The sequence below is a fragment of the Curtobacterium sp. PhB136 genome, assembly GCF_004346855.1.
Lineage (GTDB): Bacteria > Actinomycetota > Actinomycetes > Actinomycetales > Microbacteriaceae > Curtobacterium.
This window is the reverse complement of sequence record NZ_SMGH01000005.1, coordinates 430656-449690: the sequence shown is the minus strand read 5'-3', so window position 1 is coordinate 449690 and position 19035 is coordinate 430656. Positions and strand designations below refer to the sequence as shown.

General features: G+C 70.8%; 17 protein-coding genes. 5 read left to right on the top strand and 12 right to left on the bottom strand.

Annotated elements, in window-relative coordinates:
• Positions 1–24: 24 nt before the first annotated feature.
• Together EDF27_RS08500 and EDF27_RS08495 are read right to left on the bottom strand one after the other, a co-directional pair.
• Positions 25–1053, bottom strand: coding sequence for a LacI family DNA-binding transcriptional regulator (locus tag EDF27_RS08500; protein WP_132048199.1), 1029 nt, complete (start codon positions 1051–1053; stop codon positions 25–27).
• Positions 1054–1095: 42 nt separating this feature from the next.
• Positions 1096–1827 (bottom strand): class I SAM-dependent methyltransferase, encoded by a 732-nt coding sequence (locus EDF27_RS08495; protein WP_132048197.1) that lies wholly within the window; start codon positions 1825–1827, stop codon positions 1096–1098.
• 148 nt (positions 1828–1975) lie between these two features.
• Here EDF27_RS08495 and EDF27_RS08490 point away from each other — a divergent pair, with 148 nt between their 5' ends.
• The 3 genes from EDF27_RS08490 to EDF27_RS08480 are packed head-to-tail and all read left to right on the top strand — an operon-like array spanning position 1976 to position 5545.
• Positions 1976–2974, top strand: a complete 999-nt coding sequence (locus tag EDF27_RS08490) for an ABC transporter permease subunit (RefSeq protein WP_243698259.1) — start codon at positions 1976–1978, stop codon at positions 2972–2974.
• On the top strand, positions 2971–3906 hold the full coding sequence (locus EDF27_RS08485; protein WP_123701736.1) for a carbohydrate ABC transporter permease: 936 nt from the start codon (positions 2971–2973) through the stop codon (positions 3904–3906). Before EDF27_RS08490 ends, EDF27_RS08485 begins: the two co-directional genes overlap by 4 nt.
• Before the next feature lie 4 nt (positions 3907–3910).
• Positions 3911–5545: an extracellular solute-binding protein gene (locus EDF27_RS08480; RefSeq protein ID WP_132048195.1), complete on the top strand. Its 1635-nt coding sequence runs from the start codon at positions 3911–3913 to the stop codon at positions 5543–5545.
• A gap of 102 nt (positions 5546–5647) precedes the next feature.
• Here EDF27_RS08480 and EDF27_RS08475 read toward each other — a convergent pair whose 3' ends face one another.
• A complete protein-coding gene (locus EDF27_RS08475) occupies positions 5648–6319 on the bottom strand; it encodes a CatA-like O-acetyltransferase (RefSeq protein ID WP_132048193.1) in 672 nt (223 codons plus the stop codon).
• 57 nt (positions 6320–6376) lie between these two features.
• Between EDF27_RS08475 and EDF27_RS08470 the strand changes: the two genes are divergently transcribed.
• Together EDF27_RS08470 and EDF27_RS08465 are read left to right on the top strand one after the other, a co-directional pair.
• Positions 6377–6922, top strand: coding sequence for a YbaK/EbsC family protein (locus tag EDF27_RS08470; RefSeq protein ID WP_123655805.1), 546 nt, complete (start codon positions 6377–6379; stop codon positions 6920–6922).
• A 3-nt stretch (positions 6923–6925) separates the two neighbouring features.
• Positions 6926–7435 (top strand): AAA family ATPase, encoded by a 510-nt coding sequence (locus EDF27_RS08465; protein WP_132048191.1) that lies wholly within the window; start codon positions 6926–6928, stop codon positions 7433–7435.
• On the opposite strand, the gene EDF27_RS08460 is transcribed toward EDF27_RS08465, so the two are convergent.
• The 9 genes from EDF27_RS08460 to EDF27_RS08420 all read right to left on the bottom strand — a co-directional run bounded on the left by EDF27_RS08460 (position 7432) and on the right by EDF27_RS08420 (position 19035).
• Positions 7432–8388, bottom strand: coding sequence for an alpha/beta fold hydrolase (locus tag EDF27_RS08460; RefSeq protein WP_132048189.1), 957 nt, complete (start codon positions 8386–8388; stop codon positions 7432–7434). The genes EDF27_RS08465 and EDF27_RS08460 overlap by 4 nt on opposite strands.
• Position 8389: 1 nt before the next feature.
• Complete coding sequence (locus tag EDF27_RS08455) at positions 8390–8875, bottom strand: nucleoside deaminase (protein ID WP_123701746.1); 486 nt, start codon at positions 8873–8875, stop codon at positions 8390–8392.
• Complete coding sequence (locus EDF27_RS08450) at positions 8872–10572, bottom strand: long-chain fatty acid--CoA ligase (protein ID WP_132048187.1); 1701 nt, start codon at positions 10570–10572, stop codon at positions 8872–8874. Before EDF27_RS08450 ends, EDF27_RS08455 begins: the two co-directional genes overlap by 4 nt.
• A gap of 84 nt (positions 10573–10656) precedes the next feature.
• Complete coding sequence (locus tag EDF27_RS08445) at positions 10657–11529, bottom strand: phosphotransferase (RefSeq protein WP_132048186.1); 873 nt, start codon at positions 11527–11529, stop codon at positions 10657–10659.
• 14 nt (positions 11530–11543) lie between these two features.
• The gene (locus tag EDF27_RS08440) at positions 11544–11912 is read right to left on the bottom strand and encodes a VOC family protein (protein ID WP_132048184.1); all 369 of its coding nucleotides are present in this window, start codon (positions 11910–11912) and stop codon (positions 11544–11546) included.
• Entirely contained in the window at positions 11909–12661 is a 753-nt protein-coding gene (locus EDF27_RS08435) for a CPBP family intramembrane glutamic endopeptidase (RefSeq protein WP_132048182.1), read from the bottom strand. The genes EDF27_RS08440 and EDF27_RS08435 overlap by 4 nt, the downstream gene beginning before the upstream one ends.
• 63 nt (positions 12662–12724) lie before the next feature.
• The gene (gene hrpA, locus EDF27_RS08430; RefSeq protein WP_132048180.1) at positions 12725–16567 is read right to left on the bottom strand and encodes an ATP-dependent RNA helicase HrpA; all 3843 of its coding nucleotides are present in this window, start codon (positions 16565–16567) and stop codon (positions 12725–12727) included.
• Positions 16568–16592: 25 nt separating this feature from the next.
• Positions 16593–18425: a DUF255 domain-containing protein gene (locus tag EDF27_RS08425; protein WP_132048178.1), complete on the bottom strand. Its 1833-nt coding sequence runs from the start codon at positions 18423–18425 to the stop codon at positions 16593–16595.
• A 79-nt stretch (positions 18426–18504) separates the two neighbouring features.
• Positions 18505–19035, bottom strand: a complete 531-nt coding sequence (locus EDF27_RS08420; protein ID WP_132048176.1) for an AAA family ATPase — start codon at positions 19033–19035, stop codon at positions 18505–18507.

Sequence of the window (19035 nt, the reverse complement as noted above, 5' to 3'; positions counted from 1 at the left end):
TACGCCGACGCGCAGGACCAGCCGTCAGCGCGGGGCGACGCTCGCGCGCTCGACGATGCGGTGCGGGATCACGACGGTCGACGCGGGAGCGTCGCGGTCGGCGATCCGCGCGGTGAGCAGGTCGAGCGCCGCGTCCGCGAAGGCCCGGCGGTCGAACGACACCGTGGTCAGCGCGGGGATGGCGTAGGCGGCTCCGTCGACGTCGTCGAACCCGATGACACTGACCTGCTCCGGGACGCGGATGCCCCGCGCGGCGAGGACGTGCAGCACACCGAACGCGATCGAGTCCGTGAACGCGAACACCGCGTCGGGCAGTGGCTCGTCACCGAGCGCGTCGAGCCAGCTCGCGAACGCCGATGCTGCATCCGCGGTCGACCACCCGGGCAGCGGGACGCGGAGCGCCGGGTCGAGCGGCACCCCCGCGGCGCGGAGTGCGGTCTCGTACCCGAGCACCCGCAGCTCGCTCGTCGCCGTGATTCGGGTGCGGTCGGCGGTCAGGTCCGGAGCACCGACCGCGGCGATGCGCCGGTGCCCGCGGTCGAGCAGGAACGTCGTGACCTCGTGCGCGGCGGCACGGCTGTCGACGTGCACCTGGTCGACGTGTTCGGGCTCGACCTCGCCGATGACGACGGTCGGGGGCAGCCCGGCGGTGGAGGCGAGGACGCTGGCGCTCAGGGACACCGGGTTGAGGATCAGCCCGTCCACCAGGTGTGCGCGTGCCCGGGACACCAGCTGGCGTTCCCGTTCCGGGTCGTTCGCGGTCTGGTCGAGCTGCACGACCCAGTCGCGGTCGCGGGCGAGCTCGACGAACCAGCGCGCGAGCTCGGCGGAGTACGCACTGCTCATCTCCGGCAGGGTCAGCGCGATCGCTCCGGAGCGGCCGTTCCGCAAGCCCCGTGCCGACAGGTTCGGCACGTAGTCGAGCTGCTCGAGTGCCTGCTCGACCCGTTCCCGGGTGTCCGGGCGCACCACCACACCGCCGTTGATGACGTTGGAGACGGTCTTCGGCGAGACCCCGGCGAGGGCCGCGACGTCCCGCACGGTGGCGCGCATGGAGCAACCGTAGCGCGGTGCACCGGCGTGGAGCCGCGCCGGTCAGGGTCGGACGTACCGGTGCACGTGCGTGACGTAGGGCACGGGCACGGTCGAGCGACCGGCGGTCTCCGGTGCCGTGTCGAGCAGCTCCTCGACGGCACGGAGCAGCCGGTCCCGTGCATCGGCCGCCATCACGATGACGTAGCTCCGCGAGGCGACCATGTCGAGGAAGTCCGACCGGGACTGCTCGTGGACCCAGGGGAACGTCCGGTACTCGCCGCCGTCGAAGGGCTCGCCGACGAGCGGGTGGTCGTACTGCGTGATCCGCGACTCCGGCCGGGTCAGGAGCTCCCCGAGGCGTGCCGACCAGGGCAGCGACTCGTCGCGGATGTTCCAGACCAGTCCGAGCACCCCGCCGGGACGCAGCACCCGGGCGACCTCGACCGCGCCGGCCGTCGGCTCCACCCAGTGCCAGGACTGCGCGAACGTGACGAGGTCGGCGGTGCCGTCGGCGAGCGGGATCGCCTCGCCCGCGCCGTCCACCACGGGGACCGAGGGCAGCGCATCGGCCAGCCGTGCGCGCATCGCGGTGTCCGGTTCGATCGCCGTGACCGTGGACGCGCGGGGCAGCAGCGTGCGCGTGAACTTCCCGGTGCCGGCCCCCACGTCGACCGCGAGTGCGACCGGTTCCGGCGCCAGCCACTCCGCCACGGCCGTCGGGTACCCGGGGCGACCCCGCTCGTACGCGTCGGCCGCGGCCCCGAACGAGTGTGCGTGCTGTTCGAAGGTCATGCCCACAGCCTGCCACCGAAGCGCCTAAGCGACGGTGAGCGATCACTGGATCGCTACAACCGGCTACAACGATGGAAACGAATGGCAACGGGTTGCCATCTCGTTGCCAAGCCCGTCACACCAGGAATCCAACGGAGGAGGCCCCGGAGTGACGAAGCTCGACGACCGCGTGCGACCAGCCGCGACAGCGACCGACGGGTCGTCGCCCCCGTCCACCGTCCCGCGACGAAGGACCGCCTGGGAGCGGATCCGTCGCGACCGGGTCCTGCTCTGGATGGGACTGCCCGGCGTCGCGCTGCTCCTCGCGTTCCAGTACCTGCCGCTCCTCGGGAACCTCATCGCGTTCCAGGAGTACCTGCCGTTCGTCCCGCTCGGGCGCAGCCCCTGGGTCGGCTTCGAGAACTTCGCGGTCGTGTTCAACGGCGACCCGGAGTTCCTCGGGGCGCTCCGGAACACGCTCGTGATCACCCTCGTGCAGGTCGTGTTCGTCTTCCCCGCGCCGATCGTCCTGGCGCTGATGCTCAACTCGCTGCTGTCGGAGCGCATCAAGGGCGTCGTGCAGTCGATCCTCTACCTGCCGCACTTCCTGTCGTGGGTGATCGTCGTCGCGGTGTTCCAGCAGATCCTCGGCGGGTCAGGGCTCATCAACAACGCGATCCGGGCCTCGGGCGGCACCGCGATCGACTTCCTCGGCAACCCGCACAGCTTCATCGCGCTGCTCACCAGCCAGGTGATCTGGAAGGACACCGGCTGGGCGACGATCCTGTTCCTCGCGGTCCTCAGCTCGATCGACGCCAGTCTGTACGAGGCGGCGAAGATGGACGGCGCGAGCCGCTGGCGGCAGCTCTGGCACGTCACCCTGCCCGGGATGCGCGGGATCATCATCCTGCTGCTGATCCTCCGGCTCGGGGACTCGCTCACCGTCGGGTTCGAGCAGATCCTCCTGCAGCAGGCATCCGTCGGGCGGGCCGCCAGCGAGGTCCTCGACACCTACGTCTACAACAACGGCGTGCTCGGCGGGCAGTGGGGTGTCGCCGCGGCCGTCGGACTCGTCAAGGGCGTGGTCGGCGTGCTGCTCGTCCTCGGCGCCAACAAGGTCGCGCACGTCTTCGGCGAAGCGGGCGTCTACCAGAAGGAGACCCGATGACCGCCACGCACAGCGTCACCGTCCCGCCGACGAAGCAGAGCCGGAAGCACAAGCGCGGCGGCCCGGACACGGCGCCGCTCCCCGGACGCCTGCTCACCGGCTTCGTACTGCTCGTCATCTGCCTGGTCGTGCTGCTGCCCTTCCTCGGCATCGTGTCCACGAGCGTCGCCCCGTCCAGCCAGGTGAACGGTGCCGGCGGGTTCGTGATGTGGCCGACCGGCCTGGACTTCGGCGCGTACGAGAGCATCTTCGCCGGCGGCGTCGTCACCCGCGCGCTCGTGGTCAGCATCGGGATCACCGTCGTCGGCACCCTGATCAGCCTGTTCGTCACCGCGATGCTGGCGTACGCGCTCAGTCGGCCCGGGTCGTACGGCCACGGGGTCGTGCTCAGCCTGGTGCTCGTCAGCCTGCTGTTCGCACCGGGACTCATCCCGAACTACCTGGTCGTCAAGGAGTTCGGTCTGCTCGACTCGTACTGGGCGCTCATCCTGCCGACGGCCCTCAGCGCGTTCAACGTCATCGTGATGCGGTCGTTCTTCATGGCGATCCCGAAGGAGCTCATCGAGAGCGCCCGCATCGACGGCGCCGGCGACTTCGGCGTGTTCCTCCGGATCGTGCTGCCACTGTCGAAGGCCGTCCTCGCCGTGATCGGGCTGTTCTACGCGGTGGGCTACTGGAACGCCTTCTTCAACGCGCTGCTCTACATCAACGACACCGCGAAGTGGCCCCTGCAGCTCGTGCTCCGCACCTACGTGATCAACAACGCGCAGCTCGGCGGCGCCGACCTCGGCACGAGCTCCGACGCCCTGCCGCCGCAGGCCTCGATCCAGATGGCGATCCTCGTCGTCTCGATCGTCCCGATCCTCATCGTCTACCCGTTCCTGCAGCGGCACTTCGCCAAGGGTGTCCTGACCGGCGCCGTGAAGGGCTGAACCCATGACCACCAACGCACCATGGCAGCTGAGCCGCCGCGCGCTCATCGCCGGCGGTCTCGGGATCGCGGCCACGAGCCTCCTGGCCGGTTGTGACACCGTGACCCGCTCGACGGACGTGACGGCGATCAACAAGGCCGTCGCGCTGCCGGACTACGTCCCGTGGACCGGCGGACCGGAGCCGGTCCTGCCGAAGACCAGCGCGCTCATGCCGAGCGCGTTCCGGAAGATCCCGTCGAGCCTGGTGCCGACCGCGAAGGTCCCCGGCGACGGATCCACCCTGCACGGCAGCGTCCCGACCAACTCGCCGGTCCCACCAGCCAAGGGGAGCAACCCCTACTGGCAGGGGCTCGACAAGCGGATGGGCGTCGACCTCGACCTCACGATCACACCGAACGCCGACTGGGGGAACAAGTTCGCGACGCAGGTCGCCGGCGACACCCTCGGCGACGTCTTCACCGTGTTCGGCACGTTCTCCTACCTGCCGCAGTTCCTCGAGGCCAAGGCGCAGAACCTGACCGAGTACCTCTCCGGCAGCGGCATCCGCGAGTGGCCGTACCTGGCGAACCTGCCCACCGCGTCGTGGAGGGGGACCGTCTTCTCCGGCGGGATCTACGGCGTCCCGGTGCCCCGCGGCCCGCTCACGACCGGCGTGCTGCACCGACGGCAGGACCTCTTCGAGGAACTCGGCGTCGACCCGTCCTTCGGCTCCCTCGACGAGTTCACCGCGCTCTGCCGCGAGGTCACCGACCAGAACAAGAACCGGTGGGCGCTCGGGTCCGTGCCGACGAACATCCTCGCGTCGATGCTCGGCGTCCCGAACCAGTGGGACGAGCAGGGCGGGAAGCTGACCCACATGTACGAGGTGGACGCCTACCAGGACATGCTCGAGGTGTCGCGGAAGCTCCTCGCCGACGGGCTCGTGCACCCGGACAGCGTCACCGCCTACAACGGCAAGGTCTGGTTCGTGCAGGGCTCCGCGGTGATGCTGCAGGACAGCTACAGCGCGATCCCCGGGCTGTTGCAGCAGGCGGAACCCGGCAGCGGCTTCGCGATGACGATGGCCCCGTTCGTCGGACCGGCCGGCGCGAAGCCGAAGCCCTGGCTCGGCGACCCGAACAACGCCATCACCGCGCTCGCCGCCGCGTCCGAGGACCGCATCCGCACCGTCCTCGACGTGCTGAACTGGTGCGCGTCACCGTTCGGTACCGAGGCGTGGATGTTCCGCAAGTTCGGCATCGAGGGTCGCGACTTCGAGTACCGGGACGGCGCACCCGTCCTCACGAAGACCGGCAACAGCGAGACCGCGCTCGGCGAGTTCCCGCTGCAGTACTTCACCGAGTGCCCGCTGCCGCTGTTCTACTCCGGGTTCCCCGGGATGACCGACACCGTCTACGAGTCGCTCGCGTCCTGGCTCGACGACGGCATCACCAACCCCACCTACGGGCTCTACTCGCCGACCAACTCGACGAAGGGACCCGCGGTCGGCACGTACGCGACGAACGCGATCAACGACGTCCTGCTCGGCCGGGCACCGGTCAGCTCGTGGAAGGGCGTCGTCCGCGAGTGGCGACGCCGGGGCGGCGACGCGATGCGTCGTGAGTTCGAGGAGGCGTCGGCCGCGCGCGCCGGGTCCTGACGTGCTCGCGTGCTCGCGGTGCGGACTGTCGTCGCACCATCGAAACTGATCCGAACCACGGACGCCCGTGGTTCGGATCGGCTTTGGTGGTGCGGCGCTCGCTCAGGCAGGCGTCGCGAGCCAGGTGGGGTCGGCGAAGAGTGCCTCGACCTCGCGGAGCAGGCGGGTCGTGTGGAAGCCGTCGGCTGCCGCGTGGTTGACCTGCACCGACAGCGGGAGCATGGTGCGGCCGTCCTCGTCGTGGTGGCCACCCATGGTGAAGATCGGCAACAGGTGGTCCCAGCCCTCGTGGACCTGCAGCGAGAAGCCCGAGAACGACGCCCATGGCATCGTCGACACGTCGAACAGGTTCGCCGGGCGGGGCTGCTGCGGGAACATCGTCGTCGCCGAGCGGTACGTGGCGAGCGCATCCACGGCCGCGTCGTGGAAGGCACCGAAGTCCTCGTCGTAGGGCACGAAGACGGCGCAGAACGTCTCGCGCTCCGGGTTGAACACCGTGAACGCCGGGTGCACGACGTCCCACGCGGCGGGGGAGCGGTCGGGCAGGAGCGTCATCCGGAACTCGCGGTGCCGGTTGACCGCGGTGGCCAACGCCCAGATCTGCGATGCGTACGTGCGGCGACCCGTGCGGCGGAGCTCGGCGACGAACGCGGTCACGTCGACCTGCACGGTGAGTTCGTACCGGCAGGGGACCCGGTCGCGGTAGTGCTCGAAGTGCTCGCGGCGGGGCCAGGTGTCGAGGTCGATCGGCGTCGGTGCCGGGTTCGTCGTCATCGGCCCATCCTGGCAGGGCCTGTCCCGGAAGGGAGGGGGTCCTCGTAGGGTGGAGTGATGCCGAGTCTGGAGCGTGTTCCTGCCCTCGTGGCCACCGGCTTCCTCGCGATCCCCGTCGCGGAGGCGCTGGTCCGTCTGCCCGCGGACGTGCTGAGCCGGATCGAAGCGTCGCCGATCGACCCCGAGCTCGCCGACACCGCGGCGTTCTCCGCGGCGTACGGGTACCCGCTCGAGGGCGGGGCGAACTGCATCGTCGTCGCGGGCAAGCGCGGCGACGTGGTCACCCACGCAGCGTGCATCGTGCTCGCGTCGACCCGCCTCGACGTGAACCGCACCGTGAAGCAGCTGCTCGGGGCGCGGAAGGCGAGCTTCGCGGCGATGGACGACGCCGTCGCGCTCACCGGGATGGAGTACGGCGGGATCACCCCGATCGGGCTCCCGTCCTCGTGGCCCGTCTACGTCGACGCCCGGGTGTCGGACGTGCCCGAGGTCGTCATCGGCGCAGGGGTCCGCGGCGCGAAGCTGTTCCTGCCCGGGGCCGTCCTGGCGGGGCTGCCGCACGTCGAGGTCGTCGAAGGACTGGCCAACCCGGTCGAGGCCTGAGCGGTGCCGGCCACGATCGCGCTCCTGAGCGGCGCGCCCGGCAGCGGGAAGTCGACGCTGGCGGCGGCGCTCGCCGCGGAGCTCGGGTGGCCGCAGGTGCACCGCGACGAGCTGTACGCCGGGCTGATGGCGGGCGGATCACTTGCACGTGACGAGGTCGTGCCGCACGGGGTCCGGCTGTTCTGGACGGCCACCGCTGCGTACGCCGGTGCCGGATGCAGCGTGATCGCGGAAGCAACGCTCTACCGGGACCAGTCCGAGGCCGAGGTGCGGGAGTTCCTCGAGCCCGTCGGAGCCGTGCGGAACGTGCACTGCGTGACGGCGCTGGCACACGAGCGGTTCGTCGCCCGCGGCCACGACGACACGCTGAACGCGCGGGTGCTCAGGAACCTGCCGCGGGTGTCCTCGCCGCTCGAACTCGGCGTCCCGGTGCTCGAGGTCGACACGACGAACGGGTACGAACCGACGCTGGACGCCGTCGTCGCATGGTTGCGGCAGCCGTCCGCGGACTAGGGGATCTGTGCGGCGAAGCGGTCGAGCGCCGCGGTCAGTGCTGCGCTCTCGCCCGGTCCGCCGTGTGCTTCGTCCTCGACGATCGTCAGCGTGCTCGCCGGCCAGCGGCGGTGCAGCCGCCACGGTGTGATCGCGGGTCCGCTGACGTCGCGCCGTCCGTGGACGAGCGCGGCAGGCAGGTCGGCGAGTTCGGCGATGCGCGACGCGATCGCTCGGTCCGCACCGAGGAACCCGTCGTTCGCCCAGTACCGGGTGACGAGCGTGGCGAACGCTTCCCGAGCCTCCAGGCCGGTGTGACCCAGCCCACGGATCGCCGGAGCGTCGAGCGAGACGTGGACGCTCTCCCAGCGGTCCCACTCCGCGGCGGCGTGCGCGCGGTCCGCCGCGTCCTCGCCGGCCAGGCGACGCGCGTAGGCGTCGACGACCCGCTCGCCGGGGGCGCGGTGCGAGGCGTGCTCGAACCGGTCCCAGTCCTCCGGGAAGACCCGGCCGATGCCCTCGGTGATCCAGTCCACTTCCTCGCGACTCGTCGTGGTGACCGCCAGGAGCGCCAGCGCGCGGACCCGCTCCCGGTGTTCGAGCGCGTAGGCCAGCGCGAGGGTCGTCCCCCAGGAGACACCCGCGACGACCCACGAGCCGATGCCGAGTGCCTGCCGGACCTGCTCGATGTCCGCGATCAGGCGCTGTGTCGTGTGTTCGGCGAGCCGCTCGCGTGCGTCGAGCACACCCGGGGTGCTGCGCCCGCTGCCACGCTGATCGATCCCGACCAGGCGGTACCGGCTCGGGTCGAAGTGCGTGCGGTACCAACCGGACCCGAGGGACCCGCCGGGGCCGCCGTGCAGCCACAGTGCGGGGACGCCGTCGGGTGTGCCGCTCTCCTCGACGTACAACGAGGCGCCGTCGTCGGTCTCGATGGTCGTCGTGCGGGACGGCTCCGGATGGAGGTGCGTCACGTCAGTCGGAGTGCAGGGCCGTCCACTGCCGGAACGGCAGTGTCGGGTCCTCGGTGGGGACCTGTTCGGACGGCAGCGACCGTTCGTGCGCGGGCTTCGTGTACTCGCCGTAGAACGAGTCGAGCGACATCAGCCGGTTGCCGTCCTCGTAGTGCTCGGACTCCTGGTCGCGGGTCGCCGCGAAGACGACCCGGTCCGGCTGCGCGTAGTAGAGCGCGCCCAGGCACATCGGGCAGGGGTACGCGGTCACGTAGACGTCGAGCCCGGCCAGGTCGGTGATCCCCATCTCGGCAGCGAGCCGGATCGCGGTGATCTCGGCGTGCGCCGTCGGGTCGCCGGTCTGTGTGACGAGGTTCGCGGCCTCGACGACGACCTTGCCGTCGCGGACGATCAGGCAGGCGAAGGGCTTGCCGCCCTCGCGGACGTTCGTGAGCGCGCGTGCGACCACGCGCTCCGTGAACCGGGTGTCGGTCTCCGGCGTGCTCATGCGGTGGCCGGCTCCTGCTCGGTGCTCCTGGCGGCCGGTTCCTGCCCGCTGAACCGCTCGACGAGGTCACGCTTCAGCACCTTGCCGCTGGGGCCCAGCGGGAGCGCGTCGACGACGTGCACGACGCGGGGGAACTTGTAGGCGGCGATCTCGTCGGCGACGAACTGCACGAGCTCCTCCGGGGTCGCGGTCGCGTCGGGACGCAGCACGACGGCCGCCTCGATCTCCTGGCCGTGCACCTCGTGGGCCACCCCGAAGACGGCGGCCATGGTGACGTCGGGGTGCGTCGCGAGGACCTCCTCGACCTGGCGCGGGTACACGTTGTAGCCGTTCCGGATGATCATGTCCTTCGTCCGGTCCACGATCGTGAGGTAGCCCTCGTCGTCCTTCGTGCCGAGGTCGCCGGTGCGGAACCAGCCGTCGACGATCGCCTCGGCGGTGTCGTCCGGACGGTCGAGGTACCCCTTCATCAGGTTGTGCCCGCGGATCACCAGCTCGCCGATCTCACCGCGCGGCAGCAGCACGATCGCATCACGCGTCTCCGCATCGGCGATCTCGACGTCCACACCCCAGATCGGCGTGCCGATCGTGCCCGGGTGGGGCGCGCGCCCGACGTGGTTGAAGGTCGCGACCGGAGAGGTCTCGGTGAGGCCGTACCCCTCGTGGATCGGGGCGTCGTAGACGGTCTGGAACCGCTCGAGGACCGCGAGCGGCAGCGAGGCGCCGCCGGAGATCGCGTAGCGGAGCGCCGGTCGCGCATCGCTCCGGGTGGCGGCGTCGAGCAGCGCCATGTACATCGTCGGGACGCCCATGAAGATCTCGCACCCGTGCTCCACCATCGCCGCGAGCGCGGAGTCGCCGTCGAACTTCGGCAGCATCACGATCGTCGCGCCGGCGCGGAACCCGGTGTTCATCGTGCAGGTCTGGCCGAACGTGTGGAACAGCGGGAGCGCGCCGAGCAGCACGTCGCCGCGCCGCATGTCGAACGTGCTCATCAGGTTCGTGTTCACCTGCTCGAGCAGGGCGAAGTGCGTGCCCTCGGCACCCTTGGGCTTGCCGGTGGTGCCGCTCGTGTAGAGGATCGTCGCGGTGTCGAACGGGTCGCGGGGGACGTAGGTGTCGAGGGGGTCTGCCTGGGCGGCGAGGTCTTCCAAGCGCGCTGGCGTGGTGGTCTCCTGGCCGGGCGCGCCGGTCTGGCCGGGCTCGCCGGTCCGGCCGCTCTGGCCGGTCGCGGCGCTGTCCGCGGGTGGTGCGAGCACGGTCACCACCTCGATGCCCGCGAGTGCTGCCCCGGCGGCGCCCTCCCCGAGCAGCGGAGCCGCACAGACGAGCAGCATCGCGCCGCTGTCGCGGAGCACGTACTCGACCTCGCGACGCTTCAGGAGCGCGTGCACCGGGACCGCGACGGCGCCGAGCGCCAGGGTCGCGTAGTACACGCGGGCGAAGTCGGCGACGTTCGGCACGAGCATCGCGACACGGGACCCCTCGGTCACGCCCGCCGCCCGCAGCGCGCCGGCGTACGCGAGGGTCTCGTCCCAGAGCTCGGCGTACGTGGTTCGCTGCTCCCCGACGATGACCGCGACGTCGTCCGGGTACCGCCTGGCGGACTCGGCGAGGATCGCGGCGACGGAGGCCGTGGCCCCGGTCGGTCGGGTGGCGCTGCTGGTGATGCTGGCGCTGGGCTGGGTGCTGGTCATGCCGGCCTCCGTCTCCGATGACGAGTGGGTGTCTCGGATCATACGTGCGGGCCCTGGCGGGGCGGTGTGCGGGCGTGGCACGTGTCAGGGGGACAGGCGGGCGAGGAGGGCGAGCACGCGGGTGCACACCCGGTCGAACTCGTCCGGGGAGGGGTGTTCCGCCCACCAGGCGAGGTTGTTGATGCTCACCGCGGCGAGGCACGTGGCGAACACCGCGGGACCGGCTGCCGCGACCGCCTCGTCCTGGAGGACCTGCGCGGCGGTGAGCGCGGGCTGGGACGCGCTCGCTGGTCGGGACGCGATCGCGTCCTGGCGGTACAGGTCGGCGAGGTCCCGGACGCGGGTCCCACGGCTCACGGTCTCCGTGTCCACGAACCGGATGCGCCCGCCCGTCTCCCGGAGGAGGTTCCCGCCGCTGTAGTCACCGTGCACGACGTCATCGACCGGGAGGACGGCCGTCCCGTGCGTTCGGTGCAGCCGCTCCGCCCGCTCGACCACCAGCGCGCCGATGGACGTCCGCTGTGCGACCGCGGTTCGCCACGGGTGGTCGGTCAGGACTGCGAGCAGTTGGGCGCTGTCGTCGAACGCGCCCGCGAAACCGATCTCGGTCTGCAGTCGGTTCGCGGCGACGACCGCTCGGGCGGTGTCCTCGTCGAGGCGCAGGATTGGCTCGGCGTCCAGGTGTTCCTGGAGGACGAAGGCGCCGCCGTCCGGGAGCGACCCGGCGGACAGCCACGCAGCAGCCGGCCAGCCACGGGCGACGGCGTCGCGCATCACCGGAACCGCGGCCAGCAACCGCTGCACCTTCCACGGCTCGTGCTGCACGGTGACGACGAAGCGCTGGCGGTCGGCGTCCTCGACGAGGAGCGCACCACCCTGCTCGCCGCCCGGCAGCGAACCGAGTCCGCGCAGCGCCAGACCGGTGGCACGGGCGACGTCGTCGACGAGATCGGACACGCGGGCGGCGCGGCTCAGTCGTTCGGGTGGATGAGGCAGAACGGGTGCCCCGCCGGGTCGAGGAACACCCGGAACGTCTCGGTCCCGGAGCCGGTACTCGTCGCGCCGATCGCGAGGACCGCGGCCTCGGCCACGTCGAGGTCGTCCACCTTGACGTCGAGGTGGATCTGCTGGGGGACTTCCTGGCCCGGCCACACCGGGGCGCGGTACTCGTCGACGCGCTGGAAGGCGACGATCGGCCGGGAGCCCTCGATCGGCAGCACGACCTCTGCCCAGTCGTCTTCGTACTCGACGATCTCGCCGCCGAGGAGTTCGGCGTAGAACCGCGCGAGGACCCGGGTGTCCGGGCAGTCGAGGACGATGACGTCCAACGAGCCGATCACGGTCGGGCCGCCGCTGCGAGCATCGTGGCCGTGAAGATGACCCAGTCGTTCAGGATGTGTGCGCCGGTGCTCACCGCGATGTTCTTCGTCCGGATGTACGCGAGCGTCAGCACGAGGCGCGCGACGCCGATGATCAGGAACGCCTGGGCGAAGTTCCACCCGTAGGTCGGCAGGTGCGCGGCACCGAACCAGACGGCGGTTGCGAGCCAGGCGATGAGGATCGCTTGCGTCCTCGTGAGGCCGATGCGGTGGCACAGGGACATGACGGCCAGGAACGGCAGGATCGTGAAGAGTTCCTCGCCGAAGAGCTGGATCGCGGTCCCGACGTAGAACGCCACGAGTTGTCCGGCGCCGTGGATGCCGTCGGTTGCGGTGTTCGCGGTCGCGCCGAAGACCGCCTTGACGATGATTCCGACGGCGAAGGTCACGATGATGTTCGCGATCGCGAAGAGCACCATGAGCCCGACGTCCCGGCCGGTCGTGCGTCGGAAGATCCGCGACCAGTACTGCTTCGTGAAGGCGATGAACACGGCGAGCGGGATCGCCGTGAACAGGAAGCGCGGGACCAGTGACTGCACGTTGTCAGCTGCGGGATAGAAGCTCAGGACCGTGATGCCGACCGAGCACGCGACGACGATCGTGATCCACTGCCAGGCGGGGATCGGGATCGGGTCACCGTCGTAGAACGGGAAGTCCTGCCCGTCGGCGCGTTCGATCGCGTTGCCGTACCGCCTCGTGTCGTCCGACATCGGGGCTCCCCTCGTCCGTGCGACCGACGGTACTGGGTCAGCGGCGCGGAGGGCCAGTCCCGATCACGCCGATGCTGCGGCGAGCGCCTTCGTGATCCGCTGCAGCGACACCGTCTCGGCCGTGCCGAGTTCCTGCGCGAAGAGGCTGAGGCGGAACTCCTCGAGCATCCACCGGGCGTGCACGAGCTCGGGGTGCGATCCCACGGCGGGTGGGAACGTGCCGCCGGCGTCTTCGTAGCGGCCGGTCGCCACCGAGACCTCGCGCATCCAGGTGGCGTCGCGGCCGGGGTTCTGCAGGAGCTTCGTCACGCGGGCCTCGATGCCCTGCAGGTACACCCGGATGCGGCGGAGCCGATCGAGTCCGGCCACGGAGACGAACCCGGGGAACACGAGCCGGTCGAGTTGCTGGCGCATGTCGTTCAACGCCGGGAGCAGGGCCATGCTGTTCGCCTGCTTGAGCGCCCGCTCGGCCTTCCGCTGGGCGGCGAGCACGGCCGCGACTTCCGAGACCGCACCGAACATCGTGTCGACGACGGTCGACGAGACGGCATCGCGAACCGCCTCGAACTCCGCCCTCGTGAAGACCAGGCCCGCAGGGTGCGCCGCCCGGATCCCGGCGTCGACGACAGCGGCGAGGACGTCGTCGAACAGGGCGTTCGTGGACGGGTACGGACTCGCCGCGAGGGCGAGCTTCTCCTGCGCGGTGAGGTGCGACTGGATGTACGAGACCGGCGAGGGAACCGCGAGCATCACGAGTCGCCGGACGCCCGCGGGCATCCGGATCGACCGATCGGCCGGGGTGGCGAGCAGCTGCACGCCGACGGTCGCCTTCGGCCCGGTCCCCTCTTCGACGAGCGCGGGGTAGGCGCGGATGACACCGCCCGACTGCCTGGTGTCGAGGACCTCGGGCAGGTCGGACTCCGGCCAGGTGGTGAGGCCGGACCGTTCGACGCGGCGGTCCGGGGCGTCGCCGCCGGCACGGCCCTGGCGTCCTGGTCGCTGGGTGGCCGCCGCGACGCTCTGCTGGGTCCGGTCCTTCAGCTTGGTCTGCAGCGCGGTGAGGTCCTTGCCCGCTTCGACCCGCCGACCGCGCTCGTCGACGACCGCGTAGGTCGGCAGGAGGTGCGCGGGGACCCGGGACATGTCGAAGTCCGACTCCGAGACCGGCACGTAGGTCATCCGCTGGATCGTCTTCGCCAGGGTGGCCCGGAAGCTCTCCGTCGGTGTGGTCGGGGCGTCGTCGGGGAGTTCCTCGACGATCTTCTCGGCCCAGTCGGCCGCCGGGACGACGTTCTTCCGGATCTGCTTCGGGAGCGCCTTGATCAGCGCGGTCACGAGTTCCTTGCGGAGCCCACGGACCTGCCAGTCGAATCCTTCTTCGCGCATCCGGGGCAGCAGCGCGAGCGGGACCTGGACGCTGACGCCGTCGTCCTCGGCGCCGGGCTCGAAGCGGTACCGCACCGCGAGCCGCTGGTCGCCGGAGCGCCACTGGGTCGGGTACTCGGTGTCGTCCTCGGCGGCTTCCGCTGCCGAGGCGTCGAGCAGGTCCTCGCGACGCATCGTCAGGAGCTCGGGCTGGTCACGGCGGGTCCGTCGCCACCACCCCTCGAAGTCGCGGGTGGTCGCGATCTCGGCGGGGATCCGAGCGTCGTAGAACTCGAAGACGTTCTCGTCGTCGAGCAGGATGTCGCGCCGACGCGTCCGCTCCTCGAGCTGTTCGAGTTCCTTCCGGAGTTTGCGGTTCGCGCGGTCGAAGGCCTGCTGGGAGTCCCACTCGCCCTCGATCAGGGCATGCCGGATGAAGAGTTCTCGCGAGTGCACGGGGTCGATCCGGGAGTACTGCACTCGGCGCCGCTGCACGATCGGCACGCCGAAGAGCGTCACGCGCTCGTACGCGACGACGGCGCCCTGCTTCTTCTCCCAGTGCGGCTCGCCGTAGGTGCGTTTGAGCAGGTCCCCGGCGAGCTGCTCCGTCCACACGGGGTCGATCCGGGCCGCGGTGCGCGCGAACAACCGGCTCGTCTCCACGAGCTCTGCGGCCATCACCGCGTCAGGCTGCTTCTTCGCGAGGACACTGCCGGGGAACAGGACGAACCGGGTGTTCCGGGACCCGAGGTAGTCACGCTTCTCACGGTCTCGGAGGCCGATCTGGCTGAGGAGCCCCGCGAGGAGCGAACGGTGCACGGCGTCCGGGTCGTCCTTGCGCTCCTTGCCGACGTGGATTCCGACCTGCTTCGCCGCGCGCGAGAGCTGCCGGTACAGGTCCTGCCACTCGCGGATGCGGAGGTAGTTGAGGAACTCGGCCTTGCAGAGGCGCCGGAACGCACTGGAGGACAGCTCGTCCTGCTTGTCCTCGATGTAGTTCCACAACCCGAGCAGGGTCAGGAAGTCGCTCGTCGGATCGGCGAATCGCGCGTGCAGCTGGTCGGCGTGCGCCCGCTGCTCCAGGGGACGCTCGCGCGGGTCCTGGATGCTCAGCGCCGAGACGACGGCGACGACTTCTCGGCCGACGCCCTGCCTGCCGGCTTCGAGCACCATCCGGCCGAGTCGGGGATCGATCGGCAGCCGCGTGAGCTGCCGACCGGACTTGGTGATCGCGCCCGCCGCATCGACCGCGCGGAGTTCGCGGAGGAGATCGAGGCCGTCCTTCACGCCGCGGGAGTCCGGCGGCTGCAGGAACGGGAAGGACTCGATGTCCCCGAACCCGAGGGAGATCATCTGCAGGATCACCGCGGCGAGGTTCGTGCGGAGGATCTCCGGGTCGGTGAACTCCGGACGGCGTCCGAAGTCGTCCTCGGAGTACAGCCGGATCGCGATGCCGGCACTGGTCCGGCCGGCACGACCGGAGCGCTGGTTCGCGCTCGCCTGCGAGATCGCTTCGATCGGCAGCCGCTGCACCTTGGCCCGCGGGGAGTACCGGGAGATGCGCGCCGTGCCGGTGTCGATGACGTACTTGATCCCGGGCACGGTCAGCGAGGTCTCCGCGACGTTCGTCGCCAGCACCACACGGCGTCGGACGCCCGGTGTCGCGCTGCGCTGGAAGACCCGGTGCTGGTCCGCGGCGGAGAGCCGTCCGTAGAGGGGGAGGACCTCGGTGCCCTGGTACCGCTTGCCCTCGATCGCGTCCTGCGCGTCACGGATCTCGTTCTCCCCGGAGAGGAAGACGAGGACGTCGCCGGGGGCGTCCTGCGCGAGTTCGTCGAGCGCGTCAGTGATGCCGGTGAGGTAGTCGCGGTCGTCCGACCCGTTGCCGGCGTCCGCGGTCCGGGAGTCGGTGTCGTCGTCGCCGTCATCGTCGTCCGGGTCCTCGGCCACGAGCGGGCGGTACCGGATCTCGACCGGGTACGTCCGCCCCGACACCTCGATGATGGGAGCGCCGCCGAAGTGCTGCGAGAACGACTCCGGGTCGATCGTAGCGCTGGTGATGATCAGCTTGAGGTCGGGTCGCCGGGGCAGCAGCCGCTTCAGGTAGCCGAGGAGGAAGTCGATCGTGAGGGAGCGTTCGTGCGCTTCGTCGATGATGATCGTGTCGTAGCGCTTCAGGTCGCGGTCGAAGTGGATCTCGTTGAGCAGGATGCCGTCGGTCATCAGCTTGATCCGGGTGTTCGCGCTGACCTTGTCGGTGAAGCGGACCTGGTAGCCGACGAGGTCGCCGAGTTCGCTGCCGAGCTCTTCCGAGACGCGCTCGGCGATCGTGCGCGCGGCGATCCGTCGCGGCTGCGTGTGACCGATGCTCTCGCGCCCGAGCTCAAGAGCGATCTTCGGGAGCTGGGTGGTCTTGCCCGAGCCCGTGGCACCGGCGACGATCACGACCTGGTTGTCGCGGATCGCTGCGGCGATGTCGTCCCGCCGCTGCGAGACCGGCAGCTCGGGCGGGAACGTGATGACGGGCGGCGTGGGAGACATGAGCATTCCAGGATACCGTCCGGGGTCAGCTCGACGCGAGCTGCCCGGTGAGCTGCTCGACGGAACGCGCCGGGAGCGCGCAGACCCGATCGTGGCAGACGTACGCGGCAGGGTCCTTCGTGGCACGGCCTTCGAGGAGCGCGAACCCCGAGGCCGCCCAGTCTCCTGCCTGCGCCGGGGTCACGACGAGGACCAGCGTGCCGGGACGTCGCGCCCCGAACGCCACGACGCCGAGCTCCGACGGGTGCTCCGACACGACGACGACTTCTCGCGACGGCCGCTGCAGTGCGAGCGCGAGTCCCAGCGCGTCCGCGTGTCCGAGTGGCCGCTGGACACCGGTCCGTGCCCGGTCGGCGACGAGCGCCACCGCCGCGGCGCGGTACGTGTCGTCGCCGGTGAGTGTCCCGAGCATCGTTGCGGCACCGCCCAGGGCGACGGTGCCGGAGCGGAGCGCGGTCTGTGGCTGCTCACCGGTGGCTGTTCCCGCGGATGCCAGGACGGGATCGACGTCGAGCGCGCCGCGGAGACCGTCGTCCACCAGGGAGCGAGCGACGGTGGCGTACCCGACCTGCCCGGTGACCAGCGCGAGTTCGAGGAGCCCTTCGGCGAGGAGACCGACGTCTTCGATGGTGGGTGGCGCCGTCGACACCCCGCGAGGCGTGCTCGAGCGGACCACGACGTGGCCGTCCCGCACGTGTGCATCGATGATCGCGTCCGCAGCGGCCCGGGCTGCCGCGATCATCGCGTCGTCGCCGTGTCGAGCCCCGGCGATGGCGAGGCCGCGGATCGCGAGTCCGTTCCACCCGGTCAGGACCTGGTCGTCGAGCGGTGGCGGGTCCAGCGTCGACCGCTCGGCCAGGGGGCGCCGGTACCACTCGCCTTCCACCCGGCGGCCGTCGATCGTGGACTCGCTGTCCTGCGCTGCCACGAACGCGCCGTCCGAGCGGCGCAGGGTGTCGCGCAGGAAGTCCGCGATGCCCCTGGCCTGGTCTCGCGGCGCCACGGCGAGGAGGTTCGCGTTGTCGTAGAGCATCCGTTCGTAGTGCGGCACGCTCCAGTCGCGACGGGTGGCGTACCGGAACACACCACCGTCCGGGTCGGTGAGCTCGGACTCGGCGATCGCGCGCAGCGACCGCTCGACGAGCGCCGATGCCTCGGCGACACCGTCCGCTCCGGCATCGGCGAGGAACTCCAGCAGGGGAGCAGACGGGAACTTCGGAGCGCCACCGAAACCGCCGTACGTCGTGTCTTCGGACCGTTGGAGTGCGATGACGACATCGTGGATCGCCCCGACCGACGGGAGGCCCGGTTCGGCTCCGGCAGGCGCACCGGGCTCGTCCTGTGCCGCGTCCAGAGCACCCTGACGGATGGCCGTCGCGAGCGCCGTCGCGTTGGCGTCGACTTCACCCCGTCGGTCGCGCCACGCGTCGAGCACGGCGCCGAGCACCTGCCGGAAGGACGGGTGCTGGCCGACCGGCGTCGGCGGGGAGTAGGTGCCAGCGAAGAACACGTGGGCGTCGGGCGTCATGAACGCGGTCAGCGGCCAGCCGAGCTGCTCGGTGAACGCCGCAGCCGCCGCCATCGTGCTCGAGTCGACGTCAGGGCGTTCTTCACGGTCGACCTTCACCGCGACGAAGTCACGCCGCAGGAGCTCGGCGACCTCAGGATCGGCGAAGCTCTCCCGCGCCATGACGTGGCACCAGTGGCAGGTCGCGTAGCCGATCGACACGAGGACGGGGACGTCCCGTTCGCGTGCTTCCGCGAAGGCGTCCGGGCCCCATTCACGCCAGTCCACCGGGTTGTCGGCGTGGAGACGGAGGTAGGGGCTGACGGCGGTGCCGAGCCGGTTGTCGTTCATGGCTCCAGCGTGCCCGGTCCGCGCTGGGCGGGTGTGTCGGGAGGGCGAACTGTGGAGAGTCAGCGATGTCCACAGGGGGTCAGGTGGGAAGCCACCCCGTGATGGACGCGAGCCGACGGGCCACGTCGTTCGGGGCCATGTCGTCCGTGTCCACCCGGGTGACGTGGTCCGTGGTGGCCGTGTCGAGCCTCCCGGCCGTCCGCGCACTGTGCGCGAGTTGCCCCGCCGGGAGCGGGCCACCCGCCCGACGGCGTAGGCGGGATGCCGTGGCGTCGTCCCCGGCGCGGAGCAGGACCGCGAAGACGACGGGGTCGTCACCCATCGCGGCGGCGAGCCGTGCCGTCTCGAGCACCGAGACGGTGTTCGTGTAGACGAGGCGGTGGTGGCCAAGCTCGCGGTAGTTCGCCCAGATCGCCGCGAGGTTCCGCTCCGCGACGTGGGCGTCCGGGTGCTCCACGTGCGGCGCCGGGTGGGCGAGGTCGAGCGTGTCGCCCTCGATGACCGCGTGCCGGACGTCCGCGCTCGCGAGGAGTTCGTGCAGGGCGTCCGCCGCCGTCGACTTCCCGACGCCGGATCGGCCGCCGATGAACAGCACCTCGGAACGGGGCAC